Source organism: Phormidesmis sp. 146-33, from assembly GCF_052939515.1.
Window position 1 is genome coordinate 1 of sequence record NZ_JBJPHU010000145.1, and the last position, 15331, is coordinate 15331.

General features: G+C 47.0%; 28 protein-coding genes. 6 read left to right on the forward strand and 22 right to left on the reverse strand.

Annotated features, from left to right (window positions below; genetic code table 11):
• Together dinB and ACJ2PR_RS31630 are read right to left on the reverse strand one after the other, a co-directional pair.
• The coding region (dinB, locus tag ACJ2PR_RS31625; protein ID WP_446879972.1) for a DNA polymerase IV at window positions 1–466 on the reverse strand (466 nt) is incomplete at its 3' end.
• 21 nt (window positions 467–487) lie between these two features.
• Entirely contained in the window at window positions 488–769 is a 282-nt protein-coding gene (locus ACJ2PR_RS31630; protein WP_446879973.1) for an HU family DNA-binding protein, read from the reverse strand.
• Between the two features lie 151 nt (window positions 770–920).
• On the opposite strand from ACJ2PR_RS31630, the gene ACJ2PR_RS31635 reads away from it, so the two are divergent.
• Window positions 921–2948 (forward strand): eCIS core domain-containing protein, encoded by a 2028-nt coding sequence (locus ACJ2PR_RS31635; RefSeq protein ID WP_446879974.1) that lies wholly within the window; start codon window positions 921–923, stop codon window positions 2946–2948.
• A 482-nt stretch (window positions 2949–3430) separates the two neighbouring features.
• Here ACJ2PR_RS31635 and ACJ2PR_RS31640 read toward each other — a convergent pair whose 3' ends face one another.
• The 3 genes from ACJ2PR_RS31640 to ACJ2PR_RS31650 are packed head-to-tail and all read right to left on the reverse strand — an operon-like array spanning window position 3431 to window position 5131.
• On the reverse strand, window positions 3431–3799 hold the full coding sequence (locus ACJ2PR_RS31640; RefSeq protein ID WP_446879975.1) for an HNH endonuclease: 369 nt from the start codon (window positions 3797–3799) through the stop codon (window positions 3431–3433).
• A gap of 4 nt (window positions 3800–3803) precedes the next feature.
• Entirely contained in the window at window positions 3804–4211 is a 408-nt protein-coding gene (locus ACJ2PR_RS31645) for a hypothetical protein (protein ID WP_446879976.1), read from the reverse strand.
• Window positions 4208–5131: a hypothetical protein gene (locus ACJ2PR_RS31650; RefSeq protein ID WP_446879977.1), complete on the reverse strand. Its 924-nt coding sequence runs from the start codon at window positions 5129–5131 to the stop codon at window positions 4208–4210. The genes ACJ2PR_RS31645 and ACJ2PR_RS31650 overlap by 4 nt, the downstream gene beginning before the upstream one ends.
• A gap of 142 nt (window positions 5132–5273) precedes the next feature.
• Here ACJ2PR_RS31650 and ACJ2PR_RS31655 point away from each other — a divergent pair, with 142 nt between their 5' ends.
• On the forward strand, window positions 5274–5591 hold the full coding sequence (locus ACJ2PR_RS31655; protein ID WP_446879978.1) for a helix-turn-helix domain-containing protein: 318 nt from the start codon (window positions 5274–5276) through the stop codon (window positions 5589–5591).
• Window positions 5592–5650: 59 nt separating this feature from the next.
• A complete protein-coding gene (locus ACJ2PR_RS31660; RefSeq protein WP_446879979.1) occupies window positions 5651–5938 on the forward strand; it encodes a hypothetical protein in 288 nt (95 codons plus the stop codon).
• Window positions 5939–5979: 41 nt separating this feature from the next.
• Here ACJ2PR_RS31660 and ACJ2PR_RS31665 read toward each other — a convergent pair whose 3' ends face one another.
• Window positions 5980–6219, reverse strand: coding sequence for a hypothetical protein (locus tag ACJ2PR_RS31665; protein WP_446879980.1), 240 nt, complete (start codon window positions 6217–6219; stop codon window positions 5980–5982).
• A gap of 116 nt (window positions 6220–6335) precedes the next feature.
• Here ACJ2PR_RS31665 and ACJ2PR_RS31670 point away from each other — a divergent pair, with 116 nt between their 5' ends.
• Complete coding sequence (locus ACJ2PR_RS31670) at window positions 6336–6485, forward strand: hypothetical protein (protein WP_446879981.1); 150 nt, start codon at window positions 6336–6338, stop codon at window positions 6483–6485.
• A gap of 50 nt (window positions 6486–6535) precedes the next feature.
• Here the strand turns inward: ACJ2PR_RS31670 and ACJ2PR_RS31675 are convergent, their stop codons facing one another.
• The 16 genes from ACJ2PR_RS31675 to ACJ2PR_RS31750 all read right to left on the reverse strand — a co-directional run bounded on the left by ACJ2PR_RS31675 (window position 6536) and on the right by ACJ2PR_RS31750 (window position 14275).
• Window positions 6536–6844 carry a hypothetical protein gene (locus ACJ2PR_RS31675; protein WP_446879982.1) on the reverse strand — a complete coding sequence of 103 codons (309 nt, stop codon included), beginning with the start codon at window positions 6842–6844 and terminating at the stop codon, window positions 6536–6538.
• A gap of 16 nt (window positions 6845–6860) precedes the next feature.
• Window positions 6861–7148 carry a hypothetical protein gene (locus ACJ2PR_RS31680; RefSeq protein ID WP_446879983.1) on the reverse strand — a complete coding sequence of 96 codons (288 nt, stop codon included), beginning with the start codon at window positions 7146–7148 and terminating at the stop codon, window positions 6861–6863.
• Complete coding sequence (locus tag ACJ2PR_RS31685; protein WP_446879984.1) at window positions 7145–7387, reverse strand: hypothetical protein; 243 nt, start codon at window positions 7385–7387, stop codon at window positions 7145–7147. Before ACJ2PR_RS31685 ends, ACJ2PR_RS31680 begins: the two co-directional genes overlap by 4 nt.
• A gap of 111 nt (window positions 7388–7498) precedes the next feature.
• Window positions 7499–7642, reverse strand: a complete 144-nt coding sequence (locus ACJ2PR_RS31690) for a hypothetical protein (protein WP_446879985.1) — start codon at window positions 7640–7642, stop codon at window positions 7499–7501.
• Window positions 7639–7929, reverse strand: coding sequence for a hypothetical protein (locus tag ACJ2PR_RS31695; protein WP_446879986.1), 291 nt, complete (start codon window positions 7927–7929; stop codon window positions 7639–7641). The genes ACJ2PR_RS31690 and ACJ2PR_RS31695 overlap by 4 nt, the downstream gene beginning before the upstream one ends.
• A gap of 135 nt (window positions 7930–8064) precedes the next feature.
• Window positions 8065–8574 carry a hypothetical protein gene (locus tag ACJ2PR_RS31700; RefSeq protein ID WP_446879987.1) on the reverse strand — a complete coding sequence of 170 codons (510 nt, stop codon included), beginning with the start codon at window positions 8572–8574 and terminating at the stop codon, window positions 8065–8067.
• 484 nt (window positions 8575–9058) lie between these two features.
• A complete protein-coding gene (locus ACJ2PR_RS31705) occupies window positions 9059–9580 on the reverse strand; it encodes an antirestriction protein ArdA (protein WP_446879988.1) in 522 nt (173 codons plus the stop codon).
• Window positions 9580–9855 (reverse strand): hypothetical protein, encoded by a 276-nt coding sequence (locus ACJ2PR_RS31710; RefSeq protein WP_446879989.1) that lies wholly within the window; start codon window positions 9853–9855, stop codon window positions 9580–9582. The genes ACJ2PR_RS31705 and ACJ2PR_RS31710 overlap by 1 nt, the downstream gene beginning before the upstream one ends.
• Window positions 9856–9975: 120 nt before the next feature.
• A complete protein-coding gene (locus ACJ2PR_RS31715; protein WP_446879990.1) occupies window positions 9976–10209 on the reverse strand; it encodes a hypothetical protein in 234 nt (77 codons plus the stop codon).
• Between the two features lie 56 nt (window positions 10210–10265).
• A complete protein-coding gene (locus ACJ2PR_RS31720; protein WP_446879991.1) occupies window positions 10266–10688 on the reverse strand; it encodes a hypothetical protein in 423 nt (140 codons plus the stop codon).
• Between the two features lie 171 nt (window positions 10689–10859).
• Window positions 10860–11138 carry a hypothetical protein gene (locus tag ACJ2PR_RS31725; protein ID WP_446879992.1) on the reverse strand — a complete coding sequence of 93 codons (279 nt, stop codon included), beginning with the start codon at window positions 11136–11138 and terminating at the stop codon, window positions 10860–10862.
• A gap of 1127 nt (window positions 11139–12265) precedes the next feature.
• Window positions 12266–12406 (reverse strand): hypothetical protein, encoded by a 141-nt coding sequence (locus tag ACJ2PR_RS31730; RefSeq protein WP_446879993.1) that lies wholly within the window; start codon window positions 12404–12406, stop codon window positions 12266–12268.
• The gene (locus tag ACJ2PR_RS31735) at window positions 12403–12702 is read right to left on the reverse strand and encodes a hypothetical protein (protein WP_446879994.1); all 300 of its coding nucleotides are present in this window, start codon (window positions 12700–12702) and stop codon (window positions 12403–12405) included. Before ACJ2PR_RS31735 ends, ACJ2PR_RS31730 begins: the two co-directional genes overlap by 4 nt.
• Before the next feature lie 2 nt (window positions 12703–12704).
• On the reverse strand, window positions 12705–13043 hold the full coding sequence (locus ACJ2PR_RS31740; protein ID WP_446879995.1) for a hypothetical protein: 339 nt from the start codon (window positions 13041–13043) through the stop codon (window positions 12705–12707).
• A complete protein-coding gene (locus ACJ2PR_RS31745; RefSeq protein WP_446879996.1) occupies window positions 13040–13579 on the reverse strand; it encodes a hypothetical protein in 540 nt (179 codons plus the stop codon). The genes ACJ2PR_RS31740 and ACJ2PR_RS31745 overlap by 4 nt, the downstream gene beginning before the upstream one ends.
• Window positions 13580–13669: 90 nt before the next feature.
• Window positions 13670–14275 carry a hypothetical protein gene (locus ACJ2PR_RS31750; protein ID WP_446879997.1) on the reverse strand — a complete coding sequence of 202 codons (606 nt, stop codon included), beginning with the start codon at window positions 14273–14275 and terminating at the stop codon, window positions 13670–13672.
• 107 nt (window positions 14276–14382) lie between these two features.
• Between ACJ2PR_RS31750 and ACJ2PR_RS31755 the strand changes: the two genes are divergently transcribed.
• Both ACJ2PR_RS31755 and ACJ2PR_RS31760 read left to right on the forward strand, forming a co-directional pair.
• Complete coding sequence (locus ACJ2PR_RS31755) at window positions 14383–14688, forward strand: hypothetical protein (RefSeq protein ID WP_446879998.1); 306 nt, start codon at window positions 14383–14385, stop codon at window positions 14686–14688.
• Between the two features lie 123 nt (window positions 14689–14811).
• Window positions 14812–15331, forward strand: a 520-nt coding sequence (locus tag ACJ2PR_RS31760) for an Rpn family recombination-promoting nuclease/putative transposase (protein WP_446879999.1), incomplete at its 3' end; no start/stop codon positions are given.

Sequence of the window (15331 nt, forward strand, 5' to 3'; positions counted from 1 at the left end):
TCATCCCAGATGCCATCTTTGCTAAAAACTTGTTGCAGGACACACCCGCAGAAGCTGTCAAGCCCGTCTCCTCTAGAATGGAGGCTCTGATCTCTCTAGCGATCGTCGTCGCATAAGGCAGCCCCAACTTGTTCTCAGTCACATCGAGGTAAGCCTCATCCAAAGCAACAGGCTCTACCAGGTCAGTGTGACGCTCAAAAATCGCGCGAATCTGCTGGGAGATAGCTCGATACACCTCAAAGCGGGGTGGCACAAAAATCAGGTGAGGACAGCGCTGAATCGCCACCCGTGACGACATTGCCGAATGGATGCCAAACACTCTCGCCTCATAGCTGGCAGCACAAACCACCCCTCGCTGATTAGGAGTCGCGCCCACTGCTACAGGCTGACCTTGATAGTGGGGCTGGTCTCGCTGCTCTACCGAAGCATAAAAAGCGTCCATGTCGATGTGGATGATCTTTCGCATCCCGCTGCCTCATCGTTTTAATCAGTCGCCTGGTGCCACTTTGTCTTTGAACTGTTTGCCCGCCGAGAACGCCGGAACACGAGTCGCCGGAATCTGCATCGTCTCTCCCGTCTTGGGATTGCGTCCTTCCCTCGCCTGCCGATCGCGTGGCTCAAAAGACCCGAAACCCACCAGCGTCACTTTGTCTCCAGCAGAGACGGCTTCTACGATCGAGTCTACGATCGCCGTCAAGACTGCATCCGCTTCTTTCTTGCTCACATCCGCCTTCTGAGCAATGACATCAATCAATTCACCCTTATTCATCGCTTTTTCTCTCAACACAACGCCGTCATTGTAGGGCAGGAATGAATAGGGTGCAAGTGTACTATCGTTTTATTCGACAAAAGGCTAACGATCAAATCTGAGTGTGACCCTCATAATAAAGAGAACTTTTCCCTAAGTTCTGAGGTCAACGATGCGTCAACATCAGCAAAATCAGAAACCAGCACAGACGAAAACGACCTCAGTTCCGGTCAGCAATCCGCTTCAGACTCGACCTTTTGCACCGCAGAATCAAGCGTCACCTAATCTTCAGGCTCAACCGTTGACGAGACAATCGAAGGGTGACAACTTGCTCGATCGCCCTCTCTTTCCATCCAGAACGCCAATCCAGGCAAAACTGACAATCGGACAACTTAACGACAAGTATGAACAGGAAGCCGACCAAGTGGCACGTCAAGCTGTCCAACGAATCCATGCACCTGTCACGAGTCCCGCAACGAGTGGGAGCCAGCCAGGAACGGTACAACGACTAACAGACAGCATTGTGCAGCGTCGATTCAGCATTAGGAATGAAATGGATGCCTCACCCGATTTGGAAGCGTTGATCCAAGGGGCACGAGGAAGCGGACAGCCTCTTTCAGCAAGCGTTCGGGAACCGATGCAACGGGCGTTTGGAGCCGATTTTAGTAGGGTGAGAGTTCACGCAAATGATCAGTCTGACCAATTAAACCGCTCTATCCAGGCGAAAGCATTTACGACAGGGCAAGATGTATTCTTTCGAGAGGGAGCGTATCAGCCGGGGAATCGAGGCGGACAGGAGTTGATCGCCCATGAGTTGACTCATGTAGTGCAGCAGACTGGCGGAGTAGTGAGGCGAGTCCCATCGGCGCTGAAGTGGCATCAACAACAAAGGCTTATACAACGTCAATTAGGAGATAAGCTAGCCACAATAAATGGACATTATCTTGACAAACAAAACTTCATAGATTGCTTTCCTGGTTTGAAAAACTTTAAGACTCGGCAAGAGACTCTAACACGATTGAAGAAAGACACTCAGGAAATCAATTCAGATGAGGACATCTTGCAAGCCTTACGCAGGTATTCTGCGGAAGCGGAAGGAACAGGGGGAGAGTTTACCACTAATAAAAGCGTTGGAACAGGAGTGGTTCTAGAATCAAAACTGAAAGATAAACAAGGCAAAGGAACACCAATTGCCTCATTATCGAGTCCACAAAATTTTCCTTACAAACAGCCTCCAAAGAGTAGCCTCTCTCCTTTATTGGGTAATGAAAATTTAGCAGTCTTATCAACACAGCCAGTGATGAAAAACGCGGCGAAGCCAATTTCTCTACCAAAGCAGCCCAAAGGCGCAATGGAGAACGTGAAGGTAAATTCGTCCTTAACACAGCAAGTGGTGGAAGATGAATCGAAGCAAACTTCTCTACCAAAGGCATTAGTCACAGCCCCAGGGAAAGAACTACAAAAGGATGACCCAGCCACTGAACGTGCAATGAAACTGTATGAAGACGGTCGCCTATTAGTCACATCAATCCAACCGAAGGACTTGCCTAAGATGCATAGCCACGAATCCTTGGCAGAGGTTGCTACTCACGTAAAAGATAAGAAGTTGCAGAATATCCCAGAGCAGCCCAAAGGCGCAATGGAGAACGCGAAGGTAAATTGGTCGTTGACTTCCCCACGGATGCTACCTCATTATTTCAAAATGGTCGAGGACAAGGAAGACCGAACCCCAAAAAAGACAGAAGACCTTTTGGGTAACCGTATTGCGACACTAGTAGATGCAACCCATTTGGAAATAATGTATATGCGAGGGAAAGAAAGCAAAGAAGACTTAAGTGAATGGATGACAGATCAAAGTAGTGGCAAACACGCAGGAGTCCAGGACAATGCACCGCTGTATTCTTTCAGTGATAAGACTGTTAAAGATAGGTTAGACAAAATAAAAAAGCACCTTGAGGAGAGAAATCACCTTGGGAAGCTCGAGGAGAAGAACCCGGAGATTAATACTTTCGGCTTTCCCCCTGCGGCAGTAGTAGGGTTTTTAGTGGTGAGATATAATCAACAAGAGATCAAGTTCATCTCTCAAGCTAAGAAAGCCATGAGTTTAACTGACCAGAAAAGGAGCTTTCCAGTATTCACTTGGAAGGCAACAGAGGATAAGGAAAAAGCATGGAAGCTGGTCTATCTCGCAATGGTGTAGCAAGCATGAAACCTGAAAGTACAGCACATATTGCGATTTTGTAGTGCGATCGTTCACTCTTTCCACATAAGCAAATAAATAGCATTCTGCGGCAAAACTGCATTTTAGGGCAATTTAGTTGGCGTTGCTAAATCAAAGTATGAATTGCCCTCATCCCCAATCCTTCCAGGGAGAAGAGAGCCAGAAGTCTTGTTGCTTCTCCTTTTGGGAGAGGGCTAGGGTGAGGGCGAATCTGATGGTTCATACCTATATTCAGCAACGCTGTTTAGTTTACATATGTTAAACAGAGCCTTAGTGTGTAGCAAGGTTTGAAGCCTATCTCATTCTGAGATCACCGATCCAACAACTGAGGTGAAATCGAACTAAGACGCACCATCCGCTCAACCAGCTTATCTGCCTCAGTTTGTTTAGGTTTTCCGAATCCAGCCATGTCACCCCCTAGCACTCTTTATCACGGTGGACGAGCCGCTCACTGCAAACGTTTACAGTCCGTCCGTTTCAACCCCTTTCAAGTCTAAAGTTAGCTGCCCCTTCTGCTCCCGTTTCGCATATCGATTCATTATTCGATAGGGACGATCATGCTTGAGATGGTAGACCGTACACAGTGCCTTCAAGTTACTCGGATCATTGTTGCTAGGATTTTGATCCAAATGGGCAACCGTCAGCGTGTAATGTCCCCACTTCTGATTCTGAGCAAGACTCCAGCAGGTTCGATCAAAAAAGTCAGCCCACAACTCACCTGTTTTGCGACATTCCTGCCCACACTCGCCACACGTCCACCTAGCCCGCTCCTTAATGTCGAGGGCGATCGCTTCCCAATCTATAGGGTAGAGGTCACGTTGCATCGGCATCTCATCACCCCCTAGCACTCTTTTCTAAAAGTTGCAGCGTCTCTTCAATCGATCGCTTTAAGGTATAGACGGACTGCTCAACATCCGTTAATCGATCTTTGGGGATGTATTTACAGCGATGCTTCCCACCTGGTTCCTCCCAAGTAAACCAATACTGCTTTCCCTCCCAAGTATCGCCACTCTTACGCTGACGTTTGACTGTCTTCTCTTCAACCCAACCGCAAGCATGAGACTTAGTGCTAGGGGGTCTACTCTGATCAGTTGAGTTTGTATCACCCCCTAGCACTCTTTTTGCCGGGGACTCTTGGACGAACGCCTGAGACTTGCCCTCTACAAGCGGATTGCTCAACGGGTAGGGCTGCACAGGAAATAGAGGCAGTTGTAAGCCTTGGATACGGGGTGAGTAGTTCATAGCTCTACCCTCCTTAAGTCGTCTCCAATGACCTCCAAGCCTAATTCTGGGCAGGATGAGAGGGCGTTTTTAATCCCATTCCTCAGTACCGGATCAGAATTCCATTGCCTGAGATAGCGATCGCGGCGTTGCTCCAAACTTTCAGCCTCAAAATCAGTGCTAGGGGGTAGCGCAGAAGTGTTGCTCACAACTCGGCTCTTTTGCCACTCCACGAATTCACTCATCCAAAATTCTCGATCGTCCTCTACACATCTCTTGGCGTAAGCTCTGGGTCTTCTAATTGAGGAATCCTGTTTACTGCGATAAACCACAAATTTAAGCAATTCATCCGCATCAATCTTCTCTCTCTCGTCTGGGGTGAGTGGCGGGGTTTCTGAGAGAGTTTGATCTGTTTGATCAGTATGAATAGTTTGAGGCGATTCAGAATCCCCTTCCTGTAAGGGTTCTAGACTTCGATTTTCTCGTTCTTGAGACTGGAGTTTCATTTTTGAGAATTCCGTCTCATTTTTGAGAATTCCGTCTCGTTTTTGAGAAAACTTTCTCAAGTTTGAAACTGGAGTCTCATTTTTGAGACTATTCTCTGACAAAATCTTTCTAGCTCCCTGAAGGTTCTTCACGGCTATTTGAGCGGTTTTCGTGTCGAACAGACCGCATTCCTCAAACTTAGCGATCGCTCGATAGAAGGTTGGTTTAGAAACTCTGCACTCATTGAGGAGGGTTGTTAGATCCATTTCCTCGTAGCGATCACCGAAGGGATCGAGCGTGACCAGATAACTCCAGATGCGCCACTCCGCAGCCGTTAGATCAAGCTGTCTGAGATGTTGAGCAAGTTCAAAGGTGAGGGGGTAGTGTGGGCTACTTACCCTATACCCTTGGCTAGATACGGGAGGGGATGTAGTTTGGGATGATGATTCATTCATTATTTTTACTGAGCCTCACCTTTCTGGGTGGGGTGTTTTCATTTGGGGCTATACTGTTACTGGGTAAAGCAAACGATATTGCTTAACTTACAGATTTAAGTAATATATCCCAGAAATGTTACAGCTAAAGGTAATTTTCTCTATGAAATTTTCTGAAGCGCTTAATCAAACGCTCAATCAGTTCAAAATTTCTGGCAACGAGATCGCCAACTTGTCAGGAATACGTGCTGCGACGATTAGTGAGTATCGCCGTGGCGTAAGAGAAATTCATACAGATAACCTTGAAAGACTCATTGCGGCTCTTCCTTCAGAAGCCAAACAGTTTCTCTTTCTTCACCTACTCGTTGGGCAGATGGATGATGAAGGAATCGCCACGCTGCTAAGTGCAATTTCCAATCGAATGAGACAGGAAAAAGTTACTGAGCAAAGAATAGAACCTGAACTACAGTTAGCTAGTTAGGGTTTTAACTTGGAACCTTAACGTGTTGTTAGCGTAAGGTTCAGGGTACTTTAGGGACGATGCGCGTAGATCTTTGGGGCGTAATTGTGTCGGCATCTGCAAATCAAACTCGTGTAAATGGATTAGAAAGCCTTCTTGAGGCGACAGACCAGCTTTCAGTAGATGAAAAAGCTGAGTTAGTCAAACATCTAATTAAGTCAGGTAATTTGAGCGTTGTACTGGGGAATCAGCACCTCTCCGCTCAGGTCGTTATTCAAATCAACACAGTAGACCGGGAAGGATTAGCGGATATCCTTCAAGCTGTTGCCGATCGCATCTCTGCGCCTGGGCAAGAAAAAACCCCTTAGAAAAGAGTGCTAGGGGGTAGGATGTATCGAACACATGAGAGTTAGAGTCGCTCGATCGCAGACCCCAATAAATCATAAAGCTCTTGCAACTCATCCTCGCTGGCATACTCTAAGGCAAATTGCACCACAGCTTTCGGTTTCCAGACATCACAAGCTTGTTTAATCACTTTCTGATCGAAGGGCGCGATCGGGGACTCCTGCTGAAGTTTGGCATTGCGATCTAAGTCTTCCTGAGTCGTTTTGTGCTTGCCTTTCGAGGGTGCCTCTAACACTTCACTCATCTCATCAGCTAAATTCTCACTGATGGAAGGCTGAGGTTTCTTCCATTCGCCCAAATTGACCGCTTACGACATTCTGAAACTAATTCAGGCAATCCTATAGCGATGAAGAGTTAGCTGTGAAAGTGGGCAAATTTGCATCGACTGTGAAGCAAACGATCGGGGCGTTGAAGTTGGGCGGCATTCCAGTCACTGGAGAGATCGCCCTTGGATACAAAATGGGGAGCCAGAGCGGAAGACCGATGAAGGGACGAGCGCTTAAACAATAAAAAATCCCCCAGTGCTGAGGGACGATGGAGCTTTGCGCTACTCTGCGCGTTTATTTATCGTTTGGGAAGAACCGCTTTGGCGCACCGTTTGAAATGAGTGTTTCAGAGCGAATCAGTTTCGCCTCTTCTAAATCCTGAACGTGCATCAAGATAGTATGTCGATGCAACTCTAGAATTTTTGCAAGCCGTTCTGTATCAATGCCGGGAAACTGTTTGATCTCCGCCAAAATCCAGTTCGCAACAATCAGACGATAGCGACTCGATCGATGAATTTTCTCGGCTAGTATTTCCGATTCATCTCCCGGCAGCAATCCAACCTCTACCGCCCACTGAATTAACTCTAAATTGCGAGTCGCCATCTTCATTCCTCCACACTCAGAGAGCATTAGAAAGTTCTTCTAATCCCTGCTGAATTTTCGCGATCGCGTCTTTGGCTTGCTCCGAACGAATCTTAATCAGAGCGCTTTTGGTGCCTTGCTTCTCAGTGGTTTCAGTTTCAACAGATCGCGAGATCACAAGGTCGCCATCTGCGATCGCCCCAACTAATTTAGAAATATTGGGACGATCACCGAATGTGTAGCCAAGCTGGAGGGCCAGAGCTTCTAGCGCCTCCTTTTGAATTGCTGTAACTGAGAGTGTAATGCTCTCTCCCTTACGACTCATACGCCGTAGAACTGATCGGGACGATTAAAGTTAATTCGCGATTTGTCGAGCGCGGAATCAACCACGATCGAGGATGCGTAAAACGGCTCTCCCAAATCTGTAGAAGTTTTTTCAGCAACCTCAAAAGGGAATTGCGGCAATCCTGAAACAGTCCCATCTTCTTCGATTACAACTCCGATCTCTTCTAATTCTTCTTCGGATAACTGATTTAACAACGATTCTGCATTGCGAAAAATCATAGCTTTTCTCCTTAAATGGATTTGTTTTTTGCTCTTGAATTCAATCTAAACTCCTTATCTGTCCGTGTCAATTAGAAAGTATCCGTACACTTTCTTTCATAGTTTTGGGGATCACAGTTCCTCAATTTCCATACAAGTAAGCTGAATTTTGCAACCAACCGCCGCAACCAAATAAAGCAGCGTATCGGCATTACAAACTTTGCGCCTGACTTGGGGCTGATCAGAGCGCCATCTTTCGAGTAGCAGTAGTTTCATAAGTCTTCGATTTCCTCTGTTACACAAATCATTTGAAATCTGCAACCGACAGCAGCCGCCAACATGATCAGCGTGTCGGCGTTACAGCTTCCCACATTGAAAGCTCTCTCTATCTGATTACGACGATTGATCACTGTAGCTTTTTCATCGCCACAGATCGCCACGTATTCACGCACTAAATTTAGTAGCCATTTTTCTCCAAACTTATTGATCGCTCTGGCTTTAATTCTTTCCAGAATTGCTTTACAGGTCGTAGTTTCCAAATCACAGACCAAACTCAACGGCATATCATTCTACCTAAATTAGTATCTTTCTCACTCCGTTTGTGAAGGCTTGCCGCTCCAAATCCGCTTGGGCTTATCTCCTTATTTCCCGCTCAGGTCGCTTTGCTTCCAATTCAAGAAATAAGGAGACGGATCTTTTTAGTAGAGATACAGGCCCAATCCAAATCGAGCGGCCGCACGTCGAAACGCCATCGATTCAGCATTACTGGATGGGTCGCCGTAGGCAAGTTCTTTAGACTCAGTTACGATTCTGCCTAAGTCATCTTTAAGTGGCTGCTGGTTGGGTTTTTCACCAAGCCAAATTTGCTTATCTTCCTTCAGCGCTTCGGTTCCGGTCGCCTCACGATAAAACAGTCCATCAGAGGCAGTGATTGACAACCGACCCACTACGAAAATGCGATCGCTCGACAGTTCGACACGCATGATCGCCCAGTTCCAGCCAGGAGCGTACTTGTCAAGAATTTTGTTTGCGACGTGCCAGGGAATAAATTTAATTTGCCTGCCCCCTTTCTTTTTGACATCAAGCATTGAATCAGGTAACGGTCGCGATAGTGCTTTGATAATTTGCGAGAGTGTCCATTCTCCAACAGTGCTAGGGGGTGTTAGTTTTTCTTCTTGCGTTCCGTTTTGCGTAGCGTTCATGTTCATAGTTTTGACTGAAAATATTTACAGTGAGCAGTTTTAGACATGCTCAGGTCGGATCGTCAAATCAATTCGCAGTCACTAACCGCTATGTATCGAATGGCTTGCCAAGGCTTACCTGTCTTGGGATTAAGAGCCTGGTACTGAACCATTTCATGCTGTGTATAGGGGTGAGGATAGCTGTCTTTATAGGCTTCGTACACCTTGCCGTTGCGCCTAAATCGTTGCCCTTTTTTGATTGTGCTTTCCATGCTTTTAAGTGGTTTAAGAATGTTGTATGGGCAGTTTGGCGGCACTACCCAAGCCGTTAGAGATTAGAGTTTTACGAGTTCTTTACCTCGCTCTGTCCATTGGTCTAGAAGAATTTCAAAGTTTTCTGGGTGCTGCGATTCATACCAACGGGAAGGACTGAATAAGCAGGAGTCACGATCAATTGGGCAAGTCTTACCAATCAAAACCTTAAGGCTGTAGTTTTTAGGATTCATCTCGACTACCTCACATAGACATGAATTTCTTCATGTGCTGCATCGTGGGAGTAATAGGAACTGAGGAAGGCATCAGTTGCAATCCGCTCCCAATCAATAAACTGATCGAGCGTTGCCCAGTCAAAAACCTGGATCGCTTCTGCTGCCTTGCAGATTCCGCCTTCTTCGCCTAGATGCTCCTCACAGAAATCGGATTCAGATTTGTAGCAACCGATGTAGTAATCAGTGAACTCATCTGGGTCTGCATCGTCGCCACGATGAGCAAAATAGCCTTTAACTGGCTCCTCGCCGTGTTCGTGAATGAGGGCGGCAACTTGGCAGAGCTTTTCGAGATCACAGCTTTCAAACCCTGCAAAACTTTCTTGATCATCAATGCGCCATTCATCGCCCTCTGACTCGTGCAGCAAGTAATCGATCGCAACCTGCACATCATTTGATTGAATACCCTCGAAAAAATCAACCCACACGCCACGCAAGCGACCGTTGTTGTAGGCTTCTAGATCAGCAAAATAGATTCTAGGATTCATTAGAAGGGCACCTCTTCAACGTAGCGATCGCAAGCTTCATCAAACATGTCTCGCTCAGGATGAAGGTTTCGATAAACGTCTCCGCCGCACCATTCCCGCTCTAACTTCGCCCCACAAAACCCGGCTCTTCCTTTTCTTGCCTCGTAGTGTTTGCACTGTCCACAAGTGGGGGTGAAGGTTTCGGGCGGGGCTGGCAAAGAATCGAGCCAATCATCAAACTCAGATTGAAAATGGCGATCGTCAAGATGCCCGTGGGTGATCGTGTAATCCGACATAAAATAGAATCTCCATCTGGAAGGGTGGTAAGAAAGCCTCTGCCGTGTTCCGTCCAAAGTTCTCGGTTAGAGGCTTTTGAGTGAGCGGTTTTGTCAGCCTGCCGCTAAAGGCGAAAGTGGTTAAAGGATTGTTAGCTGCATTGTTTGTGGTGGTTTTTCTTTGCCTTGAATGATGCGTTTCTCCTTACCTAAAAATTTCAGAATTCCTTTCAAAGTCCTGCTCAAGCCGATATTGCTACCGTTAGAGCCAAGCAGAATATATTTGTAATCGCCCCGTTCGCCAAACCATTCCTCGTAGCGTTCCAAGTAGTAGCCAAACTTGTGTAACTCAATCCGAAGTTGTTCGTAATCCATTTCTCAATCCAAAAGTTTTGCAGTGAGCAGTTTTACGCCTTACTCAGGGCTTGAACTTATGAGCGGGTTATGTAGTCTCGCAGGTCATCGAAGCCAAGATAGAAAAGTACTGCGTAGGAATGCTTGCAGCAGGCTTTACCAAAAAACTGAGTCTGATTTTTGAAGTCTTCGCAGTTGCACTTAATTGCTTTGTCAGCCGCTAAAACTTGATAGCTCGATCGCTTGGCTGGATTGGAAACAACGTAGAGATTTTCAAATCCTGGATCTAATTGCACTGCAAGACTATTTGCTTCCTGCTGTCTGCGTTGTGCGAAATGTCTCTTGAAATCAGCGAAGGAAACGAAACGGGGACGCTGACCAGCGATATGAATCCAGATGACAAAAGCAAATTTCTGAATGCGAACTGCAACGCCAGCCGCAACACGAAACATACGACGAACCGCAGATACAGAGTAAAGAATGTTGAAAGCTGAAACCATGTCCTTAACCAAACTCGCTTATGAATTAATTATACTAGAATTAGTATCCAAATAGTACTAAAAATAGTACAACTCAATGAAGTTTGGATGAAGATTTTTAGTCAAAAAAATAGCCACGATCGACTGAGCAATCGCAGCAAGAAGAGCGGCGCAAGCCGCATAAGCTCAGGGCTAAAACGGAAGTGAATTGGACGGATGAGACGACCCGCCAGCCCCAGACCGAAAGCCAGACAACACAGCCGCGATCGATGACGGAACCCGCACACAGACCGCCACACCAGCCCCATAAGAGCGCCAAGCGGGAAAACTAGCCACACCCAAAACAGAAACCGACTGGCACCACTGAGCAAAACCAACCGGAGCCACACCCGCAAACCCAATCACAAACACACCACGACCGCGATCAACAACCCAGGCAGGGGAAAACGGAAACAAGATCGATAGCTGCATGTCAAAAATCAAGCTCAACTATACTAATTATAGTATAAATAGCCGCACCAGGCAACTGGCATAGCAACTGGCACAACCCTTTCTCTCTTCTTCTTCTCTCTCTCTTCCTGGCGCAAGTGATCTTCCAACCGCAAAAATAGCGCCCATGAGTGAAACAACCTGCCCCCGGCGGGAAGTCAAGCCCGAAGACTAGCCAGAAAAAAAAGGGCGCAAAAAAAGACAAAAAGCGCCCACCACTCGATCGCTAGTCTGAGCTTGTTTCAGGCTTGATTTCTCGCTGACAAGGGCAAGGTATCCTCACGAATGCGCTATTTTTGCCTTTCGAGAAGTCCAACGTTGAATCAAAAAATCTTCCATCCAAAAATCTTTTACAACGCAAGCGTGAACGCAACGAATAGAAGAAGCTAATCATCACGATTGTTCTGTTGCCCTTCTCTTGGCACGGCTTTGAGCGGTGCATTTATCCACAAGCAAGCCTGCATCATTGGAGCGTGGCTCTTAGCGGCGCGTTCTGTTCAGTCGCAAATAAAATATGCCGCAGTCGCCAACAAACGATCTGTCTGCATTGATCGCGATGGTGGCGTGTGGTCTTCCGAGTAAGGTTGTTTTCTCCCTGCTGCAAGAGCGATCGTTGCTTAAACTTAATCCCGGCCTCTCAAAGTTTCACCTACTTCAGTGCCCACCCACCCTGAAACTTATTTGAAGTGGCACCCTTGGGCCCTTCGTGTTGGGCTGCACTGCCACAGAGCCGTAGATATCTTTTAGCTGGCTCCGTGTCGGTTCCGCTTCGAGTTGGTTGGCTTGCGAGTTTAGCAATCATTCCAGTAACAGTATTCTCATTGTCAAACTTCTATTGAAGCTATCGCGGGATGTGTTTCTTTTTGGATGCTGACAGATGTGGTTGCGTGGGTCTGTTTGCTTGGGATCGAACTGGGCCTGCTTGCGAGTTGGCTTGCTCAATGGGGCTTTGTGGCTTTATGCTGGTCTGCTTCGCCTGGTCTATGTTTGGAGCGGATAACCCCCCTCACCCCCACACGGGGGAACGGACACAAAAAAGCCCCTCGACGGCGGAAGGGCTAAATGAGTTTGGTTTTATGCCGTCAAATCTGACTGTAAATGTTTTCAGTTCAGTCTTTTACAACGATCTTTCGCTTACCATTCTTGAGATGAAACTGAACCATTGAAATCGGAACCCTTGCCTTTTTTGCAATCGCGGCGATCGTGGTTTCAGTCTGCATGGCTTCTTTGAGTCTTTCTAGGCTAGTCATGGCTTGTTTGCTGGGTTTCTAGGGTTGCCTGGATCGTATTCAGTCGGAAAGTAAAATCCTGGTTCATCCACCTCAAAGATAGCAGTATTGAACCGAGCCGAATCACTCACTTCTGAAGCGTCTCGTCCGTCCCTAGTCCGAATATCTGAGCCGCCATCGTATTCGTCAAATCGTGCAGCATGATCGAGTGTTTCATCCTTGCTGTGATTCGTGTATTGAATGCCTGAGTTAGTGTCTGCAAAGCTTTCGTCGTCGTCGCTTTCATTGCCAAAGAAGATTCTCGAAAAGATAGACATTGTTAGTCCCTCACCTGATATTGAACACCTTGAGAATCCAGTTCAAATTCTGCGATCGTGAATTTCTGACCTGATTCGACTTCATAAACATTTCGTGAATCGATCGGAGCGTCATTCCAGACAGTCTCTCCGCCCTCTTCAATCGTTCTCGACTCCGCTTCAACTGCATCTGTGAGATTGCCCACTTGATAAGTGTTCTGAGAGCCAATAGCGCTAAAGTCTCCATCCTTGTCGTCAGATTCCAGAATCCATGTTTGTCTCGGCATAATTGAAAGACCTCGATAATTTTGTAGTTGTTGGGGTGTGGCCAGGGTTGTAGTTTGCCGCTCTGCCCTGGTCATTGATTTGTAGGAGATAGAAGACTAATCGAGACAACGGTATCGCTCCCTCGATCGCTTACCACTGCTATCTCACCGTCTTCAGTTGAATAAAAGTCGGTAGAAGTAGCGTTATCAAATCGATTGGGGTAGCCCACGCGAGCAATTAAGCTCCTCATGCGATTTCCAGGTCTGGTATTTAAAAGAATCTTGGCTCTTAGATCCTTTGGAACAAACGGTTTGGGGGATTCAGATGCGGGTGATTTTCCTAAACTGGTTGGCATTTCTTCATTCGATACTGATGCCATCGACGGCGGTGGAGCTGCACAAGGGGTAATCGTTGCTTGACTGCCAGTGTTGCCAACAGGAGGAGTATTTTGGGGGACGGGAATCGGTGTAGCGTCTTGCGCCTGAACCGATCCACCATATGAGGCAGACCAGCGAGAGAGCGAGTCTAAGACGTTAGCATCGACTCTCAGGGCTAAGAGGGGGATGATCGCCAATCCACCCACCGCAAAGCCAGCGAGAAATTTAATTTGATCGGGTGTGAGTTTGTTCATAAGTCATCTGTGTTTGAGGAATGGTTAGCCAATTGAGGAGGGCGATCGCCAGACAAGTCCAAGCGATCGTGCGTTTTAGTCGTTGCCTTCTTAGAAGAGTCCGGCTAACAGTTGCTTTGGGGTGGTGGCCTCCAACTTGCGCTGCTCTGTTGAGTCAACTTCTACGACCTCAACCAACTCCGCCACAAACTGATCAAACGCTTCATCAATCAAAATCCGTGTTTCCAGATAGCCTCTAACCTTCTCTCCTAATTCTGCTTTGGCAAGTTCCACACCTTCCTGATAGCTCTTCTCTTTGCGAGTAACCAGCAGGCTTCCAGAACTCTGCAAAACATCAGTTCTCAGTTGCAGGTTGAGATTTTGGTTGCTCTCAGTTTGAGCTTCCTGGTTTTCTCGGTTCCGCCGCTCTTCCATACTCAGAACGTTCTCGGAATCATTCTGGGAAGCTTCAGTTTTTCTTGGATTGGCTGTGAGCGTCCCATGACGACAGGCATTGATTAAGTCTTGATCGACATCGTTGAAATAGGTTCGATTGCGTTCACCGGGTTGACCGATTTCGTAGCCAAGCTTTCTAACTTTTGCAACCCAGTTGGTGAGCGATCGTGAATCGACTTTCCAGAACTCTGCTAGTTGCTTGGTATGCATTGCCATTGAGCTATCGGCATACGTTGCATCGCGAACTGCTGCATTTTTCATGATTTCCTCCATTCTTGGAATTCTTAGAACATTCTCGGAATCGATCTCAGAACGTTCTCAGAACGACTATATCAGAAGTGGCAGCAAATGACAGCCATGTTTTATGAGTGACTGCCAAACGCTGTTATCATGCGGATGTTGATGTTTATCGGTACAATTTGATGCGAGATGTAAAGACGGTAGAAGAGTTGGCACGCAAAGGCGATCGAGTTTCTGTTCAGTTCGATGACGAAGACCTCTTACGAAAAATTGAGGAAATGGCACAGACGGAAGAGCGCCCTACTTCACGCCAAATCGTCGTACTGGTCAAAGCGGCGATCGAGCTAATTGACGAGCAAGGATTTCACTTAATTAACGGCAAGCTTAGGCGGGGAACCTTCGAGAATTTAGACACGGAAAGTGAACGGGAATGAGGTAATCACACTTGATTGAAGCGGTAGGGCGGCGCGCAGTGAAGCTAGAGAGAGCCAATTAGCTATGACGATCAATCTAAGTGAATCGTTGATTGAACTCAAAAGAGGTTGAGGTAGAGACCCTTGAAAACGGATTCAATCTTCTACCAAATCTTCCAGACCGCCCCCAGCGCTTTCTTTGAGTTGATTGGCGACTCTGATCCGCGTACTGTGTCCTATGGATTTGGCTCTCAGGAAGTAAAGCAAGCCAACTTTACGATCGACGGCATCTTTTTACCGCCCCTTCGGATGCCCCAATGTCCCATCTATTTCGTGGAAGCACAGGGGTATCGGGAAAAGAAAGGCGAAAACTTTTACTACCGATTTTTTGGCGAGATCCATCTCTACCTGAAAGACTATCAGCCCTCAAATGATTGGCGGGGGGTGGTGATTTTCACCGAAAAGCGATTCGATCCAGGACTGCCGCGCCACTATGCGGAGTATGAGAACAGTCCCAGATTACAGCGCATTTATTTAAACAAGTTGCCATCAGATGTGGGCGATCGCTCTCTCGGATTAGGGCTTTTGCAACTGATCGGAACGAACCAAAAACAAGCTCCAGCGAAAGGACGGGCGTTAATTGAGCGAACTCGTCAAGAGCTTA